Source organism: Okeania sp. SIO1H4, from assembly GCF_010672695.1.
GTDB lineage: Bacteria > Cyanobacteriota > Cyanobacteriia > Cyanobacteriales > Microcoleaceae > Okeania > Okeania hirsuta.
The window spans coordinates 77015-96670 of the sequence record NZ_JAAHGB010000010.1; the positions used below are offsets into that span (position 1 = coordinate 77015).

A 19656-nucleotide genomic window follows, 5' to 3' on the forward strand; every position below is an offset into this window, starting at 1 on the left:
AGGCAACAGGCAATAGGCAACAGGCGAATACAAAAGGGTTTCAGCTTTTATTTATGTCAAACACCTTAATGTGTAGTGCTATATTTTGATAAAAATAAAAAATTTGGGTGTTGCACAATAGAGAATGATATTCTAGAATTTTCTAGACAGATGGACTGTCCTGATTGTCAAAGTCATAAAGTAGTGAAAAATGGTCATCGTCAGGGCAAACAGAGTTATCTGTGCCCTAACTGTGGCCGTCAATGCGCGAGAAAGCCCCTGTCCTGCGGGTTATAGTTCTGATCTTAAAGAGCTTTGTGTGAAAATGTCCCTATTTGCCATGGGATTGGGAGCCATTGAGAGAGTGACTGGTATTTCCCATAACACAGTGCTCAACTGGGTACGACTTGCACCAAGCACAGATTCCCGATAGTAACTATGAAATACCTCAAACAGCTCACGCTAGATGAACTACAAACTTTTATTGGCTCAAAAAAAACCAAATTTGGGTCTGGAGAGTAGTCAACAGCAAAATGCCAGGAATTCTGAAGTTTGTACGGGGGCGCTCGCTCGTTAGTTACCTTCACTATATTGTGGCAGATGATTCACGCCTGGGCCGGTTTTCTTGAGATTACAGATGGATATCAGGTTGATCCCTGTTTAATCGACGATTGCGTTCGCGAAGTTCGGTGCGGAGCACGCTTCACCTAGTAAGCACCCGCAGCGATGACCAGAGTAGAAGGAGAAAACTGCCGTCATTGACACTACGCACGCTAGGTTACATCGTAAAACTTTGTGTTATTCCAAGTCCATTGATTATGTTTTACAGATCAATTCACCTGCTGATCTATTGTTTGAAACATCGTCAAGTTCCTCAATTCTCATAATCATTCGTCACTGTGCAACGCCACTTTGACACTCATCATTGATTTTTTTATTTTCCTACCTTAAATACCTCTTCATGACCATCTTTAGCTTTTTTTTACATAGCTTTTTTTTACAAACAGTCTCTTAGATTTTTGTTAAATGCTCAATTTGATATGAAGAAAAAAAACCTTATAACAACGGAGATACTTTATAATCATAAGTAAAACTTATAGTAGATTTCCAGAAATCAGAAAGGCTTGTCTTCATCGAATCTTCACAAAACTCAGCCAGGACTCTAACGGTACTTTGATATTTGTATGCAGTGAAAATGGCTTCAAACCCAATAGGGGCAAGGGTAATTTCAGTTATCAGTTATTAGTTATCAGTACCTCTGCAATAAGGAGGCTTGAAATATAGAATATTCTCTTTTTTATTCCCTTAAAAGAGGAGGCTTCAGACCACAATTTCTCGGTAATATATGAACAGGCTAAAAATGGCTCAAACCTAGATATATCAACAAACATCCTGATTAGATGTAAAACCTTTACTGTATAAGCTTTTGATGCTATTTTGAACTGATTTTTTGTTAAAATTTCTATATTATACTAATCTTTGCCTTCTATAGCTACAATATTTTTCATAACTTCTGAGATTAACTGTATCAAAAGTATTATGAGATTTATTAACCCAAAAGTCGATTATGCCTTTAAAAAAATATTTGGATCGGAACAAAGCAAAGAGATTTTAATTAGCTTTCTGAATGCGATTATTTATGAAGGAGAGAAAGTAATTGAATCTTTGACAATTGTCAATCCTTATAATCCCGGTCAGATAATATCATTAAAGGAGACTTATTTAGATATAAAAGCAGTTTTAAGAGATGGCTCTCTGGTAGTAATTGAAATGTAAGTGGCGCGAATGACTGCTTTTAGCAAACGGGTAGCTTATAACCTAGCTAAAGCTTATGCCAATCAATTAGAAAAAGGAGAAGATTATCCTCTATTAAATCCAGCAATTGCGGTGACTATTACTGATTTTATTCTGTTTAATAATACTGAGGGTGTGATTAATAAATTTGTGTTTCAAGAGGAAATCAAAAAGTTTGAATGCCTGGAGCGAGAATTGCGGTTAATTTTTGTAGAATTACCAAAGTTTAAGAGAACTTTGTCAGAGTTGAATAGTTTGACTGATAAGTTGATTTATTTTTTGAAAGAGGCAGCTACTTTGCATGAAATACCAGAAAATTTGGGAGAAGTATCAGAGATAGAAATGGCTTTAAATATTGCCAATAAAATTAATATGACGGCAGAAGAACTAGATATAGTTGACCGTCGGGGAATAACCTTGCAAGATTAAAGAGGGCGAATAATTTATGCGGTAGAACAAGGACGACTTAATCAAACAATAGTCTTAATCATGCGTCAACTGAAAAAGTGTTTTGGAGAAATTTCAGTAACTATAAGTAGTCAAGTGGAAGATTTATCCATTGAAAATTTAGAAAGTTTAGGAGAAGATTTTTTAGACTTCAAAAGTCTGGAAGATTTATTGAGTTGGTTAGAGAAACGTTAGTTGTTTTAATAAGTTAGGTGATCGCTTCCTACAATGGCCTTATATTTTGAGGAGGCGATCGCTCTTAATATTAGTAATCCTTTAATAAGTGCTTTATCAAAAGTATTTTTCTTCTGTAATTAAGGATTAAATAATTTCTGTCTGTTCATCAAACTCTGGAGTCTTACCAACTAACAGCAAAGCAAAAAAGTCTGATTCAAGACAAGAATCTTCTAAATTGGTAAATCTTCTACAATTAGATTAATTGTGTAATAAGTAAAATCTGAAAAAAGTCTGCTGTCATGTTCTGATAATTTAGCCAGGATATTGTAGGTAGGCAAATTAAGTTCAGCCCAACAAATATATTTTTTGTTGGGTTAACCTTTGAGAAGCAATCTCAGGTCTCTCAACCCAACCTGCAAGAGACTGTTTTTCTGATTAGACATCTAGCAGACTCGATCATCAGAAGCCAAAGAAAGTAATTTCTAAATCAATTCCAAAATTACTCAAATTCTGGATAAAATACTCTCCCAAAATCTTGAGAGAGCTGACCAATAAACAAAACTAATTTAATTACTCAAGAATAAATGTATTTATTAGAGAGTATTTGTCCTAATTCAAGACTTAATTTCACCTCTCTATTATGTATGTGGTTTTCTAATCTGGTTTTGTGACAGTGGCGATCGCAAATTTATTATTAAACATCTCTTTTTTTTATGAGTTAATTGAGATTTAGACCAGTTGCCAAAAATCTTTCTTTGTCGGCGCATTTTGTTAGAGATATTTTCCATTTGCTTCCCTTATTTCCTGAAAAAATCTCTAATTTATGACAACTCAAAATAACTCTCAAATCTTCACTTTCCTGCAGGAGTCGCGATTGCCCTCTTCTACCATTTCACGGAAATTAAAAGTCAAAAGTCAAAAGTAAGATTAGCATTCCATTACTAAAATCAAAAAACAGTTTCCCGCCATAACGCCAAAATATAAATTTAAACAATAAAATTAACTCTTATAATTTTTTCTGCTTATCAAAAAAATCTCTTGTTTTAGCTAATTATTACAAAATATTTCACGGACTTGCGTTATTTCAGCGATTTGGTATCATATAGATACATAGTATATTGTGTCAGTCTTCTGTTTAAAAATAAAAAGTTTTGTCTAGAAAAAGCTACAACCTTCTATTTTTCGTCAATATAGGGTGCAAAAATTTATACTTTCTCCACGGATGAATAAATCTCAAAAAAACAAATTTTGAACAAGTATCGGTGCTTAAGCAATTATAGCCATTGACAAATTTCTTTTTTATAGAGTAAAAAAAATTCTCTTCAAGATCAAATATTCCAGAAATGCCTAAATAGGGTTTGCTGAATAAAGTCTTTTGCTATGGGTAGGAGTCAACCCACCCCTAACCCCTCCGGTGGAGGGGAAGTCAGGAGGACCGAGTCAGAATAAATGGGAATTATAGAGGAGGTAGTCGGAATAATTGTCCCTTGATTTTTCTATCCTTGTCTGCCCAAAATCCTAACTTTTTGGCAGCTCAAGCTTAAAAAGTTGCACTTTTTTTCAGTATAAAAAGGCTGAAGCTCTTATCTGTAAATGCTTTGAGAATTAATCAGCAAGCCCTCAATAATGCTCGATCTATATTTTGATTTTGTTCTTAGAGCGATCGCCAATCAAAATTCCTCACCTCAACCCAAAGAGGCGATCGCGCAAAATTATAGTGGTTTTTATCAAAATGGAACACAGACTAAGAACTGCAATTTTTGTAGAGACCCTTTATGGAAAGTCTCTACTATGGTCTAACAAAACTTAAACTTCTATTTTTGTAGAGACCCTTTATGGAAAGTCTCTACTATGGTCTAACAAAACTTAAACTTCTATAAAAAGCAGTAAAAAATTCCTTCAAATCTTTTGATTCCTAAATTCTGAATTATATTAAGTCTGGATAATTAGTGATGAAAAAACCTATCTTTTTACACAGGGTAAATATTCCTATTATTCTCTACTCCCTACTCCCTACTCCATTATTTATAAGTATTCAAGGGGACATGATATTATTCTTCTAGCAAAGGCAATAATTCTAACTGATAACGATACAAGGCTACGGGATGATTACCTGCCACAAAATAATCAGGGTCTTGAGGTGATAAATAAATAGCAGTTATCTGATTTGCTTCAATTATTTCTCCTTGATTTTCATCGATAATATAATGATAATCTGTAGTTGTTTCTACCTCATTTAAGTAAATCATAGTCTCACCCTGAAATAGTTGCTGAGTTATTTCGCAGGTAATAAAATTATCTGAGTTTAATTGTTCCCTTGCCCTACCAGTAATAACTGAAACTAACTCTAGATTATCTCGCAAAATAGTTGTCTGACGATTAGGATTATTTTGGTCAATTTTTACAGATAAAATTGCATCATCACCCAAAAGTGCTTTGCCAATATTTAATCCGTTAAATTCTCGATCTGCAATAACTGCTTTTGGAGGTAAATCTAATTTTTGATTAGACCAATATATGGGCAGATTAATTAATTTTTGTTGGGATATTTCTTCGATATTCAAGTTTGGCTCGAACTTAATAAATCTAACTTGAAAATTTACTGATTGATGCAAATATTTACGATTATTTTCAAAGCCTGGCGTAACAATTTCTGGAGCTAATGGTGCAACCATATCTATTAAAGTGCTTTTAACATTCCAATTTCCTGCCATCCAATCTGGATAAATTAAGTCTTCTTTAGCAGTGCTAATTGATGGTTTATTTTCCCAGTTAGGAAAATCATCAATTCTGGAACTCAGTGTTCCTGCTATTGCATTATTAGCCCGAAGCAAAATAATTGTAATTAAACATAAACTCCAAATTACTTGCCAGAATTTTTGATAATTTTTTCTAGATTTGTGCATTATTATAGTCGCAATTATTTTTTGAATAATTTCTTAGTATACCATTTTTATTTGAGATGTTTGATTGAATCAAGTATTCAGCCTTTTTGTCGGATAGTTGCTGCGAATATCCTTCCTCAAGCCAAAATAAATAAACCAAATCTCAAAAGTTTTGCTAGATTTTAAGGTGTTGTTATCTACAAATCTCAGTATCAACTTTGTGAGCTTTCTGACAATATCCCCTCATTTTTAAAACATCCTCTCAATTGTACTTTTAACAATTCTTCGATCAAATCACTTAAATTCTGTAAATCATAAATTCTTTATCGGTGATTACAGCAAAATTTTAAATTGAGTTTTCCTAACTAATACTAATTTCATAAAGTTATGGAAGATATAAAGCTTGTAAAATCTCAGACCACTCAGTTATTGAAGAAGGAGACAGGAGACAGGAGACAGGAGACAGGAGGAAAATTACATGGGGATTCTAACCCCAAGTAATTTTGAACACCGTGTAGACGGTGGGGTATTAAACCCACAAAGAAAATGATAAACCAACAACTTGATTAGTTAAAGATGTTAAAATTTTCTCGACTTTAATTCTAAGTTATTCAAGGTAAAAAAACATTTCATAATTTGATATTATTGAGGCTAGGTAAAATTTTAGAATGCTGATTTGAGTCAGATCAACTACAGTACAAGAAAATCTTTCCTGTTTGATTCCAAATTCATTTCTAAGTTGCATAGAATAATATTTGAATCAGAGTTGACTGTAGATAGAGATAGGCAAGTTAATAAATTTCATAATTCTGTGCCACCTAAGATAAAATTGGTATAACACTAAGTACCTAAAACCTAAAACCTAAAACCTAAAACCCAACACCCAACACCTAATATTGATATTTAAAATGTAAAAAGGATTATTGCTTAGAAGGCTGGTATCTATAAATTGACATAAATAAACTGTCGATCTTTTGATACTCAAGAATCTTGATAATTTAAAAATGAACTTAAAGTAACACAATCTCCTTGTTCTTGAGATTCAAATAAGGCTTCTTCTGCTGCTAAAAACAGACTACTATGTTCATTTTCGCTGGGAATTGTACAAGCAATTCCCATACTCATAGTTACTATAGAGTTAGGAAAATTAGTCCACATATCTCTGTCAGGAGATAATGTCAATTCTTTAATTTCTCGGATAATTATTTCAGCAATTTCTATTGCTTTTCTACCATCTATTTTCGGCAAAATCATTATAAATTGTTCATTTTCCTTGTTGAAATGTACATTGTGAATATCCTGTAAAATCAGAGATATTTTTTTTGATATAACTTGTAAACAATTATGACTAAATTTAGTTCCATATTGATTTTTATAAACTTGATAATTATCTATTTCACCTAATATCAAAGCAATCGGATAGTTTTCAGCAACTATATTATTCCATTCAATCTTAGTGTAGAAGTTAAAAAAATCATGGTTACTCATTTTAACAGAATTAATATTTGTAAAAACTTGTGGATTTTGATAATCTTGATTTTTGGTTTTTTCTGCCACAGTTCGATCACTTGTCTGCCCTAATTTTTGCCCTTGAAAATAGAGAGAATATAACTTACAGCAAGGAACACAAATATTTCCATCTATTTTGACTAATCCTAAATTTTCTAGTTGATAAGTAATCATCGGTTCCAATTGAATATTTGTTGGTTCTGTAATTAGCTGTGTAAATGTAGCTGCCAGTGTTGGTTGCTTTTGTAATACTATCCATAAACTGCGTAAATAATCACTATAAATTCCTCTCTGAGTAGGAGCATCTCTTAATAATTCTTCAAAAGTTAAATTGTGATGATATAAATTATCTAAAGCCAGATGTACTAAATAGGGATGCCCCCCTACTAAATTCATCAATTCTTGTATTTGTTCTTCTGGCAACTTCAGTCCATAACGTTGAGCAAAATCTTTAACTTGTTCTAGTGTAAATTCAGATAATTTAATGGGTAAACCAAGATTAAACGGTGATTGATTCACACTTAATGAAACATATATTTCAGTAGCATGAACTAACACTAATCGCAGTTTTTTCCAAATTTCTACTATCCGAGCTTGTTCATGCCAAAATCGTAATAATGGTAAAAAATCCTGGGTAATTTTAGTATATTTAAAGACGCAATTAACTTCTTTAAAAATCAACACTACAGGAGTATAAACTTCATGTAATAGTTCTTCAACAAAAATCGTACAACATACCTTATATCCTATATCTTCGTCCCAATAATCATCTATATTATAAGTCGATTTTAGCTGCCTACTAAGATTAATACAAAACCAACGTAAAAATTTTTCTGTACTCTCAAAAACTGCTGTATCAGTCTGTAAAAAATCTATAGTTATGATTCGGTAATCTAAAGTTTTAGTGTAGTTAATCAATCGTAGTAGGAAAGAAGTTTTTCCCATTTGTCTAGGCCCTCTAATCCTAATCAAACTACCTGGAGTAGCAATTTCTTGATATGCACGTTCTTCGCAAGGTGGTCGCTCGATATAAAATCTGGAGTTAAGTGCTATGGGTGTTCCTGGATTATCTGGCCTGGGATCTATACTTTTTGAGTTAGGAATATATGTCATTAGATTTAAAAGATTATGTATACATTTATAGCAGTTTTCGCTTGATTAGACTACAGTTATATAGAGGATATATACAAGAATTATAATTTTTACTGCGTATTCCATCTTCCTGAAAACCGCTCTAATTTATATTCAGATATAGCTATTTAAAATAAGTCGTGAAAAATCAAAAAATAGATTATTTCTTTGTAGTTCCTGCCATCGTTTTCTAGTTCATAAATTATATGCATATTCTCTACAATATCCAAATCTAAGGTTGATTTTATTTGTATAAAGATAATATTATTTTATTTCGTATTTAAACCGTGAACTTGCCTCAATATCTACTTATATATCTTTCTTGATTACTAAAGACTTAATAATACTAATATTACCGGAAAATTGAGAACTTATATCATGTCCGGTTGAATACTTATAAATAAACAACGGAGGAGTCAGTCGGACCGAGTCAGGAGGAAATAAAGAATAAAGAGGAAGAAAAGGAGAAGTTTTTTTGAGCACTAATTATCCGGAGATGATATTACCGAATAATTAAGGTTTAAACTCTCTCCTTGGCTGCGCCGCGAGCTGTCGCTCTATCAGGAGAAATAAGCGGTCGTTAGCGCAGCTTCCCGTAGGGTGGGATGGCGATCTTCGGAGCCATATCCAATCAACCAAGAGAAGAAAAATTTTTCATGATTAGTCAATCCTTTTCTTTTCAAGGAGAGGTAATAATTAATAATTAATAATTAATTGTTGAAATACTTTAAGATCAATCATCAAAATGTTTGAATAATAATTTATCATGAATAAACTCTTTTCAACCTTCCCTTCTTTCCTCCTATCTTGCTTCCATCAAAGTATTAGTATTCAATCGAATATAATATAACCTGTCAATAAATAGTCACAACCAACAGCACAAATACTCACATTCTCTAACTCCACAGCTTCTGTCATTTTAATTAATCCTAAATCCCCTACAGGTGAAGGCGCTATTTGGCCACCAATAATTTTAGGAGCAATAAAAGCGCATATTTTCTGCACTGCACCATCAGCGATCGCCCTTGCTGCCAAAGTCCCCCCACATTCCCAAAGTACGGAAAGAAATCCGCGATCGTAGAGATTTGCCATCACCTTTGCCGGAGTCAATGATGAAACTTCTACTACTTCAACCCCTTTTTGCCTCAAATATTGCTGAAATTCTCGATTAGACTCTACTTCTGTAAACACTAAAGTATTAGCTTCATCAACATTCCATAAATTAGCCTCTGTAGGCAAATCTAGACTGCGACTCATAACCACCCGCAAAGGATTATCAACTTTACTGCTGCGACTCGTCAAAAGTGGATTATCTCGACGCACCGTATTGCCTCCAATAATCACAGCATCACAAGCAACCCGTAACTTATGTACTTCACTCCGCGCTGCGGGTGATGTCACCCATGCACTATGACCTGTAGTAGTAGCAATTTTGCCATCAAGAGTCATGGCATATTTCAAAATTCCAAAGGGTTTTTGGTGGAGTATTCGGTGAATAAAAGCTTCATTTAGTTGACGACATTCAGCTTCTAACACTCCGACCACTACTTGAATACCAGCTTCTCGTAATTTTGCAATACCACTACCTGCAACCAAAGGATTTGGATCGATCATTCCCACCACAACCTTTGCTACACCTGCTGCAATTAAAGCTTCCGTACAAGGTGGCGTACGTCCATAGTGATTACATGGTTCTAAACTCACATAAACAGTAGCTCCTTTTGCTTTTTCACCTGCCTCCTTGAGAGCAAGCACTTCTGCATGAGGATGACCTGCACCAGGATGAAACCCTTTTCCTACAATTTGGCTATTTTGAGCGATCACACAACCTACCATGGGATTAGGGGCAGTTTTACCTAAAGCTTGTTGGGCCATATCTAGACAATAACCCATGATTATCCGGTCGAATTTTTGTTGATTTTCACTTTGATCAAATTCTGACATCTTCAAATTTTTAGCTTCAAAGTACAAATTAAATATACATTTCCAGAAAAAAGGGAGTAGGAAGTAGGGGGAAAGAATTAATGAATAAGAGTGGGATAATTATAGCGGTTTTCACAAAGGTAGACTACAGACAAAATATAAGTATGTTTGAAGTTTAATAATTACAGACCTAATAGCTGTATTCTATGTTAATGAAAACCGCTATAATTTTATTTTTTATTATTGGAGATGTCTAATGAAGAAAGAGGGTCATTAATACTCCGCAAACGAGGGCATCTCAAAAAAAATTTGCTGATTGCTGAGGTGCTGACCGCTGAGGTGCTTCTTTAACTACTCCTAAGACTTCCATTAATGCTTCAAATCTAGACTTAGCTACGGCACTATTGTCTGCTAATGTTTCAGTATTATTATTCCCATAATTATCTTGATCAAGTAAATCTTGATGTTCACTAAAGCGGGTTACAGTACCGCGTAATCGAGTCGATAAAAACTTAGTAATTGCTCGATAAAATCTGAGATAAAATAATACATCTTGCTCTAATTTTTCATTTAATTTTTGTTTAGAGATAGACAGAATTAAAGTATTTTCTATCGCCTTTAAAGTAGCAGATGGTAATCGACCATCTACAAAAGACATCTCTCCCCAAATTTCACCAGAAGTAATAATACCTATTTCTTGATTTCCAACACCAGCTACATAAACTTTCATTGTGCCATATAGTGCAATATAAAGACCATCAATTGGTTGACCTTCATGGATTAATATAGTGTTAGTAGTAATTTTTTTCTTACTACCATTAGCAATCATCCAATCAATGTCATGATTGCTTAATTACCCTAAAATAGCTAACACTTTACTCATAGGATATTTGTTTAATAATACATATTTCTAAATGACTTAACTTAAGTATTTAACTGGACATAATACATTAAACCTGAAACGGCGATTCATTCCTACTACACAGATTTTACCAACATTAATACCAATTATCAAAAATAATACTATAAAAAGGAATTTGAAAATTTATGCCTACTAAGAGGCTGATAATCATATTTCCTACCCAATCTCTATCATGATTTTTATTCTTTTTTCTTCCTTACCTTTTTGCGAAATTGTTTGATGCAACAATTAGTACTAAATAACTCTAGGAAAACTTTTTTGCCTTAAGCAAGCTCCAGTAGAATGCCACCAGCATTCTAGTAATTTTATAAATCGAAGGGTTTGATAAGTTATCAATCGCCCTGATGAGCTTAATATTTTACCTATTTAGTTTACAATACTTCACAAAATTAGTTACTATAGTTTAAGATGAGGTTAAATTTTTCCTAGTCTATGTATCCTTAGACCAGATAATTTACCACTTTGAAAATAGTTATAAAAACTAATAATCCTGATAAGGAGTTAAAATATAACCATGACTGACAACTACCCTTCAACTACTGAGAAACATTTAGAAAATTATCTTGAGACAGATAAACCAGAAGAAGCTTGTGGCGTTTTCGGCATTTATGCCCCAGAAGAAGATGTAACTAAACTCACCTATTTTGGCTTATACGCACTACAGCATCGAGGTCAAGAGTCTGCCGGAATTGCTACTTTTCAAGACGATCGAGTTTACATACATAAAGGAATGGGGCTAGTATCTCAAGTATTTAATGAGTCTATCTTACAGCAGTTGACTGGTAATATAGGAATTGGTCATACTCGTTATTCTACTACAGGCTCTAGCCAGATTAATAATGCTCAACCTGCTCTGGTTGAGACTCCTCTTGGACCTTTAGCGATTGCACACAATGGTAATCTTGTCAATACACAAGACTTAAAAAAAGAACTAATTGACCGTGGATGTAACTTTAACAGCACTACAGATTCAGAAATGATTGCATTAGCGATCGCCACAGAAGTTAAAAGTGGTAAAAGCTGGCTAAAAGCTGCTATTAGTGCTTTTCATTTGTGTAAAGGAGCTTTCAGTTTAACTATTGGTACTCCAGAAGGTCTGATGGGAGTACGCGACCCCCACGGTGTAAGACCCCTTGTGATTGGTACTTTAGAAGATATCAACCCAAAAAGATATGTCCTTGCCTCAGAAACCTGTGCTTTAGATATTATTGGTGCAGAATATCTCCGAGATGTTGAACCTGGAGAGTTAGTTTGGATTACAGAAGAAGGCATGGCTTCCTTCCACTGGAATCAGAAACCACAAAGGAAGCTATGTATTTTTGAAATGATTTATTTTGCCCGCCCTGACAGTATAATGGAAGGTGGTAGTTTATACAGCTACAGACTGAAAATAGGACGCCAGTTAGCAAGGGAATCTTTAGTAGAGGCAGATATGGTAATAGGTGTTCCTGATTCTGGTATTCCAGCAGCTATAGGTTTTTCTCAAGAATCAGGTATTCCCTATGCTGAGGGATTAATTAAAAATCGCTATGTTGGCCGTACCTTTATTCAGCCCACTCAACACATGAGAGAATCAGGTATCCGAATGAAACTTAACCCTCTCAAAGATGTACTAGAAGGTAAGCGAATTATTATGGTTGACGATTCCATTGTGCGTGGCAACACCAGTAAAAAAATCGTTAAAGCTTTGCGAGATTCTGGTGCAACAGAAGTTCACATGAGAATTTCTTCCCCACCAGTTACTCATCCCTGTTTTTATGGCATCGATACAGATAACCAGGAGCAATTAATTGGAGCAACAAAATCAGTTGCAGAAATTGCTGAACAAATAGGTGTTGACTCTCTAGCATACTTGAGTTGGGAGGGGATGTTAAGAACAACGGATGAAGATCCTAAGACTTTTTGTTCTGCCTGTTTTACTGGTGACTATCCTATTCCTTTGCCAGACAAATTGAAGCGTTCTAAACTTGTTCTAGAAAATCCTGTCCAAGTTTAAAATGATGAAATATAGCGGTTTGTGTATAGCTTGAGTAGAATTTTGGTATTCACAAAATAGTGAGTAATATTATTTATTTTTGCCGGTCTAAATTGTGGTTAAGATACTAGGAAACCAGAGGATAAATACTGAATATATTTTAAATTAAATGATGTAGCAAAAAAATAATATGGAAAACAGTCAAAGACCTTAAAATTAATGATAATTGTAGTCCTATACTACCGATATTCTAATTACTGACTACTTACTGTAATTACAGTTCGTTTAATGGCAAACTGTTATAGTCTTTGATGATTGATTACTGAATAATAAAAACTTTTTGTATGAGATACCCACACCTTTTTCAAGATTATCGTGTGGGTGTCTAAGTTTAAAGTAAAATTTAGCGCATCAGCATCATAATTTATACCAAATCTGTTTATTCATTATATTGTTCCGTCAAAATAAAAATGACGGGTATTTCAAAATTGAAAAGCCGATCAAACATTTTGATTGATAGTTTATCATCCGTTAAAATTCTTTTGACAAACCACTATTTTTCAATTCATCTTTAACGTTCCTACTTAATACAAAACAGAACTATTTGATCAAATTTTTGCAACTTTATCGAAAAATCCCTGACCTAAAACCCAGACTTTTAGAGTGTGAATTAAAAAAAATTTTGAACAAAACTTCTCATGCCCGGTTTTTTTATACTATCTGACAAAGTCTAGTATCATGTCTGTTTGAATAACCACTTCGGAAAAATTTAGGGAGTAGGGAGGTAGGGGAAATTTGTTTTCTGCGCATTCCGCACCGAAAAAATATTCTCTCTCAAAAGAAGAAAATTTTTATTATGGCTAATTAATGAGACTTGATATCAGATTAAGGTCGAACCATAATAATTTATGAGTGCCTACTACGGAGGAGTTGCGCTTTCAAAGTCAAAGCTAAACTTCAGAAATACGTAGAAATAGATGATCCTATTTGTACATCTAAATTCATCCAAAATTTGTCGATTCTTAATATTTATGGCAATCAAAAAATTAACAACTATTACTTTTGAAAGTCTGTATCCGTCACGTTTGTTTGTCCCAAATATTTCTTAAGATAAGGTGAAAACACTTCATAAATTAATGTCAGTGGTTGGCCATGATGCCAAAATAGGTAATGTCGCCCCCAAAATGGTCCTAACTCGCCAAAAGCTAACTCTAATTCTCTAGAATGACCATAATAAATTCCCTGGACATCTCGATATAATTCGGTCCGCAAACGAGCTAAACTAGCCCAAATAGGCAAAGACCGATTTTGCAAATACTCATCCACATGACTCGCTTCCCACCAGGAAGCAGCATAAGCTAGCCTTTGTCCTGAAGTTGTTCTCAACCATACCTGTCGTCGCAGTCTAGGGCCAGGTACAGCATGAATTAAGTCAGGGGCATTATCCAGATTCATGCCAATGGGAGACATATCAATTACATCAACTTCTGTGGGTTCAGTTGTCAAAAGTTGCAAGTGACGAGTGGGAGAGCCATCTCCAAGTAGTAATATTTGCCATGTGGGTGAAAGTTGGGAGTGGGGCAGACCTTGGCGAACTACTTCTTCTCCTCCTTGCCATAAAGGAGCTAGGGAGTACCAAGGTTTGGGTTGTATAATAGAATGTTTGGGTGAAATAGCAGTCAATTTTTTCTTTACAAAACTTAACTTAGTTATTCCGATCATAGCGTCCCGACTCAATTCTTTCTACTAGCATCAAAATAATTAGGGTTTGCTTATGGAAGTCTTATGGGTGAGGGTAGGAGTCAACCCACCCCCGCCCCTCCCAGGAGGGGAAAAGCCGAGTCAGGAGGAATGAGGAATTACAGAGGATGTAGTCGGAACAATTGTTCTGAGATTTTTCTGCCCTTGTCTGCTCAAAATCCTGACATTTTCAGCTTAAGGGAGCAAAAACCTTGCACTTTTTTAGTACACGCCTTGGCTAATATCTTTATATACCAATGCTTTTAGATTTAATCAGCAAGCCCTAATTAGGGTTTGCGTATGGAAAGTCTTTTGGTAGAGGTAGGAGTCAACCCACCCCCGCCCCTCCCAGGAGGGGAAAAGCCGAGTCAGGAGAAATGGCAATTATAGAGGAGGTAGTCGGAAAAATTGTAAGAGTGATTTTTCTGCCATAATCGTCCCAAAATACTAGCTTTATGCAGCTCTTGCCACCGAAAAGCTGACACTTTTTTAGACCAAAAAATGCTACAACCTTTATCTGTCAATGCTTTGATATTTAATCAGCAAGCCCTAATTAAACGAAGTAATACCAATTAACTTAAAATTTTGTCACGAATAATTTCACACACGGAACTTACGCAAAGGTACTATATATAGTAGATAAAAACTATAGCACTATGGTATATATAGTGTTTTTTCGGAAAAATGCGTAAGTCCTGACACAATAAGTGCAAAATTCTTACCTAATACCATTTCTCTCTAACAATGCGCTTAATAATTGTTGCTCAGACCTGATTACAGTGACTATTCTTGTCTTTATATTAACTGCAACTTCATGGAGAAATGGTATAAGTAAAATTATTATCAGTTAAACTTTTTAGCTAAATCAATCTTAAACTTTTTACTTTTGACTTTTAACTGTAATGAAGTTCATCTTAACCCAGCTTTTAACGTAGCCTTTCGGTCAGAAATGGAGACCGACTAATTACGCACTTGATGGATGATTTATGTGAAATATTATCAGAAGTAAAAAGGTAAATTTAGAGGAGTATTTAAACTGCCTCTAAATCTTTTATGGGGGACTTAAAGCCATTCCTTTAAGAAGTATTAATGGAAGATCAAAACTTTCTAGTATTGGCTTTTTGTTTCTTCCTTTCCTAGATAATGCTGCACATTTATATCATGCTGTAAAACAAGTAAAGCAATTTAAAGTTCAAGAAAGATTTTTGCTATATTTTATACTATTAGTAAACAAAAATTAAATTACTGCGTCTATGAATAAAATATAGCGCTAATACCAATTTCATAAAAATTTGTCTATCAGGTAACAAATCCATAAAATAACAGGGAATATTAAAAGATAAGTCTATGAAAAAAGATCAAAAAAATTAATATTTATAAAATCTGCAAGGGATAAAATTTTCTACTATAGATATAAAACACAGATTAAGATGTAAGTAATACCAAATCTAACGAATTTTTGCTACATATTTTTTAGAGTAGGGAGTAGGTAAATAACGAATAAGATATCTTTACTTCATACAAATAATTGCTCAAAACATTAATGAGCCTTACTTATTACTTAATAACTGAAGTGTTATATAAGTATAGAATGATTTTTAGGAATTGGTATAACTTGGTCTAAATTTGGTATAAGAAAAAAAAGACTGACAGCGATTAAATCCTAAAATGTTACAGATTTTTTGAGTATAGCTTAGTACTGAACCCTTTACTATTAGTTCTCAGATATTAAGTATGATACAAGAGAGATAATTTATAAATAATCAAAATTATGAATAAAAAACAACCATCATCCTTATGGAAATCAATGACTAACAAGGCATCAACAGTTAGAGAAAATCTTGGTAAAAAAGTATCTAAAGCCGGGCAGTCAATCAGTGAAAAAGCTTCCGAAACTGCTAAAACTAAAGCTTCAGAAATAGAAGAAATTATTAGTAATAAAACATCAGATGTTGGTAAATATTTTAGAGAAACTGTTAAAGAATCTGCTTTTGGAAAACAGCAAACTAATTCTGAATTATCGCCAGAAATAGAAAATGATTTAGAACAAGAAGAAATATATCATATTTTTGTTGCTTATCAGGTTGCTAGTCAGGGAGGTACTCAAAAAGTAACTCTTAAATCAGGTAAAAGCTATAACGTGAGAATTCGTCCGAATAGTACTGAAGGTTCTACTTTACGATTAAAAAAATGCGGTTTACAAGGAAATGATGCCTTTCTAGTTTTACATACTTTTTATAATCCCGAATTTAACCTAGACCGTCGGATGAATAATTTGATAATTCATTCATCAATTTATGAAAGAAGCAAAACTAGATGTTTAGAAGCTTATAACAGAATTAATGTCGGTTTATATGTTTATGATTTAGCAGCACTCAATCTATTGGATTTTATTGTTAACTCTTCAAATATAGATTCCTTAATTGGTTTACGCTATACAATTGCCAGTGAAAATTCGCGGTGGATAGGTATTGATAAAAGTTTAGAAGAAGTGTTAGAATTTACCAATTTAAGTGAAACTGAAAAATGTAAAATCAAGAGTATTTATCAATATATTAAAGCAGCAGACCCTTTACCTAAATTAGATGATTTTCAACAGTTAAATGCGATGATTTTAAATTCAGCGATCGCTTCTGAACTGAAAGATAAATATTTATTGGCAAGTGCTACATCAACTGGGTTAAGAATAGATATGTTGATTGTAGATTTGATTTACAGTAGCTCAGAAATAAATGATAATCAGCGTCGGAAATATTTATCATTATATCAACAGATTAAGGAAGGTGTAAAAGTTAAAGATAATTTTATTTCAGAAAGTTTAGACTCGATAATTATTCAGGCAGAAATTCCGAGAATATGCAAGATTGTATATCAACTTTTAAGAGAAAGATATTTTGAAATAGAATTAGAATTAGAAAAACTAGACCGGGAAGAACTTTACTCAGTTTTTAGCAAATTCAAGAAAGTAGAACAATTTATAAAACAGGCAGAAAATCCAACAAAAATCACAAATAGTTTCGGGAATATTGCCATTCAGAAAGGAATGTTAATCGAGGAAGCGGATGATGCTGTAGTTAGTGGTGGTGTTGGAGTATTAGCAGGGGTAAAAGTATTAAAAGGAGGAGAAGCTTTAATTGGAGCTGTTGGTTTAGTAGCGATCGCTTCAACTTTAGAAATGAGTACTCAGGAGAAAATTAAATTAGGAATTACTGAGGAGGGAAATTTTTATGGGGGGGTTGCTTATAGTGGAATTATGAATGCTATTAATCAAGTTAGTTGGGTAATTGGCGATGGTGGAGAAAGAAAATTAGAGCAGAAATTAGATATTTTTGGAATGTTGAAAGGTAGTCAGGATAAAAAGCAAATTTTACAAGAATTGGAAACTAAATTGTATAGTTCTAATTAACCAACAGTATAGGGTTTTAAAATTAGATGATTCTGTATTTATTATCCAAGATTATCAAGGTTATATTTACAGAGATAGCAGTAGTAGAAAAGTAGAAATTTTAATCGAGAAAATTAGATTAAGTAAGGGAGTAAAAGCGTCTACAAAAATAAAAATAGTTACATTGAAAGATGAGCAAATTTTAGATAAATTAAATTCTGTACAGGCAGCAGATGAAGTATATGTGTTTGAGAGTTTAGAGAAAGTTGATGATGTTAATAGTCTGAATTTTCCTGTTTCAAATAATTATTTATGCCCGATATGCTTAGAGGGGGAAAGGTTGATATTTCATGCTGCTAGATTAGAGCAATTAGAAGTAGGAAATAGATACAGAACGGGACAATTAATAGTTATGAAGTTAGTTATTAAGAAATTTTTTATCGATAAACCCCCTTCAATAATTCAAAGGGGTTATGAGATTACAGTGTGTTACAGATGGCCTGTTTATAATGGCTTCAGCTTGCGTTTGAGAGTTTAGGCTGTACCTAGTCAGCAAAGCCTTTGAAATAAGAGGGATCTACTGCAAATGTCGGAATAGGCTCACCTTCACGCCGAGCCTTAGCACACTTAATTAGGTAATCATTGACTAAATTTCCAACTGCTTCAGTCAAACTAAACGCTAATCCAGATTGAATAACCGTACCCAACCCTGGAATTAATTTAGTTAAACTTGTTGCAAGCATTGTACCTGCTACTTGAGAAATCATAGGAGCAAAATAAGCTTTTACTCCTTCTTCAGTAAAACCGTACAATACAGTTAAAGATGCTATCATTCCATACTGAATTCCTGTAATCCATAAAGAATCGCTAAGTGGAATAGGATCAGCTGCAGCTACTGCTGCAGCTACTGCTGCTGTATGAATGATAGTTTGGGCCTTTCCCTGTTTGGATTCTAAATCAATTAATTGTGCATTCATAATAGCTTCCTTGTAGGCATCAGGCATCATTTTTATAGTTAGATTTAGTAATTTTTTGAGTTGCTTTTGGCTTTGTTTCTTTTTTTCACTTTCTATAGCCTCTGAATAGCCAGAAGTGGTAGATTTTAAACTATCATCATCATCATCATTTAGAAAGTCTAATGCCTCATAAGGTTCTGGTATATAAACAAAAACTGGAATAATTTTTTCTTTTGAAATATTTGCATCTGTCAATGTTTTAATCATCTCTTCAAGTTGTTTTTTACTCGTTCTGTCTACTTGAGTAATAATAGTAATGATATTTTTAAAACTCTTAATAAAATCAGTATCTGACTCTGTTACTCTTGCCAATGGCCCATGAATAGTATACCAAATCATATGAATAGAACTATCAGGATTATTTTCTTTTGCTTTTATCCATTTTTTAGTTTCTTCTGTTAGCTCACTTTGAGCTTTATCATGTTCAAAACCTTTAGAATCCCAAACGTTAATATTAGGATTTTTATATTTTTCAAACCCTTGAGTCATTGGTTTACCATGACCAATTAACTTATCATCTACAGTATCTTTTCCAAATAAACTCTGAATTATTGAAGTCTTTCCAGTTCCCGTATAACCACAAACAAGTATATTAGGTACAGCTTGTTTTTCTTTTTCTTTAATATACTTTTCCAAAAAATATTTAAAACCCTCAGAGCTAGAGCTTGTGTTCATATATTAATATCCTAAGTTAATATCTTAAGTATTATCATATCATTGAGGGACTACGAGGTTTAAATTCTTACAGGTTTTTTGAAAATCTTGACCTGTTA

Annotated in this window: 11 protein-coding genes and 2 pseudogenes; 7 read left to right on the forward strand and 6 right to left on the reverse strand. The window is 33.5% G+C overall.

The annotated features are described in order from the left end of the window. Positions 1–150: 150 nt before the first annotated feature. From F6K06_RS10755 to F6K06_RS10765, 4 genes and pseudogenes are all read left to right on the forward strand, one after another. Positions 151–866, forward strand: a pseudogene (locus F6K06_RS10755) (IS1 family transposase). 652 nt (positions 867–1518) lie between these two features. Further along, positions 1519–2202 (forward strand): annotated as a pseudogene (locus F6K06_RS10760) (Rpn family recombination-promoting nuclease/putative transposase). A 12-nt stretch (positions 2203–2214) separates the two neighbouring features. Continuing rightward, positions 2215–2415, forward strand: a complete 201-nt coding sequence (locus F6K06_RS33885) for a DUF4351 domain-containing protein (RefSeq protein ID WP_338043114.1) — start codon at positions 2215–2217, stop codon at positions 2413–2415. A gap of 1608 nt (positions 2416–4023) precedes the next feature. Then, positions 4024–4197 carry a hypothetical protein gene (locus F6K06_RS10765; protein WP_161564985.1) on the forward strand — a complete coding sequence of 58 codons (174 nt, stop codon included), beginning with the start codon at positions 4024–4026 and terminating at the stop codon, positions 4195–4197. Between the two features lie 251 nt (positions 4198–4448). Here the strand turns inward: F6K06_RS10765 and F6K06_RS10770 are convergent, their stop codons facing one another. From F6K06_RS10770 to F6K06_RS10785, 4 genes are all read right to left on the reverse strand, one after another. Beyond that, entirely contained in the window at positions 4449–5303 is an 855-nt protein-coding gene (locus tag F6K06_RS10770) for a DUF6816 family protein (protein ID WP_287240904.1), read from the reverse strand. Positions 5304–6263: 960 nt separating this feature from the next. After that, positions 6264–7904 (reverse strand): AAA-like domain-containing protein, encoded by a 1641-nt coding sequence (locus F6K06_RS10775; protein ID WP_287240906.1) that lies wholly within the window; start codon positions 7902–7904, stop codon positions 6264–6266. A gap of 849 nt (positions 7905–8753) precedes the next feature. After that, positions 8754–9866: a bifunctional diaminohydroxyphosphoribosylaminopyrimidine deaminase/5-amino-6-(5-phosphoribosylamino)uracil reductase RibD gene (ribD, locus tag F6K06_RS10780; RefSeq protein WP_124155506.1), complete on the reverse strand. Its 1113-nt coding sequence runs from the start codon at positions 9864–9866 to the stop codon at positions 8754–8756. Between the two features lie 277 nt (positions 9867–10143). Next, positions 10144–10674: a cyclic nucleotide-binding domain-containing protein gene (locus tag F6K06_RS10785; protein WP_240038745.1), complete on the reverse strand. Its 531-nt coding sequence runs from the start codon at positions 10672–10674 to the stop codon at positions 10144–10146. A 607-nt stretch (positions 10675–11281) separates the two neighbouring features. On the opposite strand from F6K06_RS10785, the gene purF reads away from it, so the two are divergent. After that, positions 11282–12763: an amidophosphoribosyltransferase gene (gene purF / locus F6K06_RS10790; RefSeq protein WP_124142819.1), complete on the forward strand. Its 1482-nt coding sequence runs from the start codon at positions 11282–11284 to the stop codon at positions 12761–12763. 1035 nt (positions 12764–13798) lie between these two features. On the opposite strand, the gene F6K06_RS10795 is transcribed toward purF, so the two are convergent. Then, on the reverse strand, positions 13799–14425 hold the full coding sequence (locus F6K06_RS10795) for a chorismate lyase (RefSeq protein ID WP_124142820.1): 627 nt from the start codon (positions 14423–14425) through the stop codon (positions 13799–13801). 1828 nt (positions 14426–16253) lie between these two features. On the opposite strand from F6K06_RS10795, the gene F6K06_RS10800 reads away from it, so the two are divergent. After that, positions 16254–17888, forward strand: coding sequence for a hypothetical protein (locus F6K06_RS10800; protein ID WP_287240910.1), 1635 nt, complete (start codon positions 16254–16256; stop codon positions 17886–17888). Between the two features lie 163 nt (positions 17889–18051). After that, complete coding sequence (locus F6K06_RS10805; protein ID WP_287240912.1) at positions 18052–18405, forward strand: hypothetical protein; 354 nt, start codon at positions 18052–18054, stop codon at positions 18403–18405. Between the two features lie 7 nt (positions 18406–18412). On the opposite strand, the gene F6K06_RS10810 is transcribed toward F6K06_RS10805, so the two are convergent. Continuing rightward, positions 18413–19558, reverse strand: coding sequence for a GTPase (locus tag F6K06_RS10810; protein ID WP_287240914.1), 1146 nt, complete (start codon positions 19556–19558; stop codon positions 18413–18415). Positions 19559–19656 lie beyond the last annotated feature (98 nt).

What these genes read in the sequence shown, in the direction of transcription:
- F6K06_RS10765 (WP_161564985.1), top strand. Translation starts at nt 4,024, where the DNA reads ATGCTCGATCTATATTTTGATTTTGTTCTTAGAGCGATCGCCAATCAA.
- F6K06_RS10770 (WP_287240904.1), bottom strand. Translation starts at nt 5,303, where the DNA reads ATGCACAAATCTAGAAAAAATTATCAAAAATTCTGGCAAGTAATTTGG.
- F6K06_RS10775 (WP_287240906.1), bottom strand. Translation starts at nt 7,904, where the DNA reads ATGACATATATTCCTAACTCAAAAAGTATAGATCCCAGGCCAGATAAT.
- ribD (WP_124155506.1), bottom strand. Translation starts at nt 9,866, where the DNA reads ATGTCAGAATTTGATCAAAGTGAAAATCAACAAAAATTCGACCGGATA.
- F6K06_RS10785 (WP_240038745.1), bottom strand. Translation starts at nt 10,674, where the DNA reads ATGATTGCTAATGGTAGTAAGAAAAAAATTACTACTAACACTATATTA.
- purF (WP_124142819.1), top strand. Translation starts at nt 11,282, where the DNA reads ATGACTGACAACTACCCTTCAACTACTGAGAAACATTTAGAAAATTAT.
- F6K06_RS10800 (WP_287240910.1), top strand. Translation starts at nt 16,254, where the DNA reads ATGAATAAAAAACAACCATCATCCTTATGGAAATCAATGACTAACAAG.
- F6K06_RS10810 (WP_287240914.1), bottom strand. Translation starts at nt 19,558, where the DNA reads ATGAACACAAGCTCTAGCTCTGAGGGTTTTAAATATTTTTTGGAAAAG.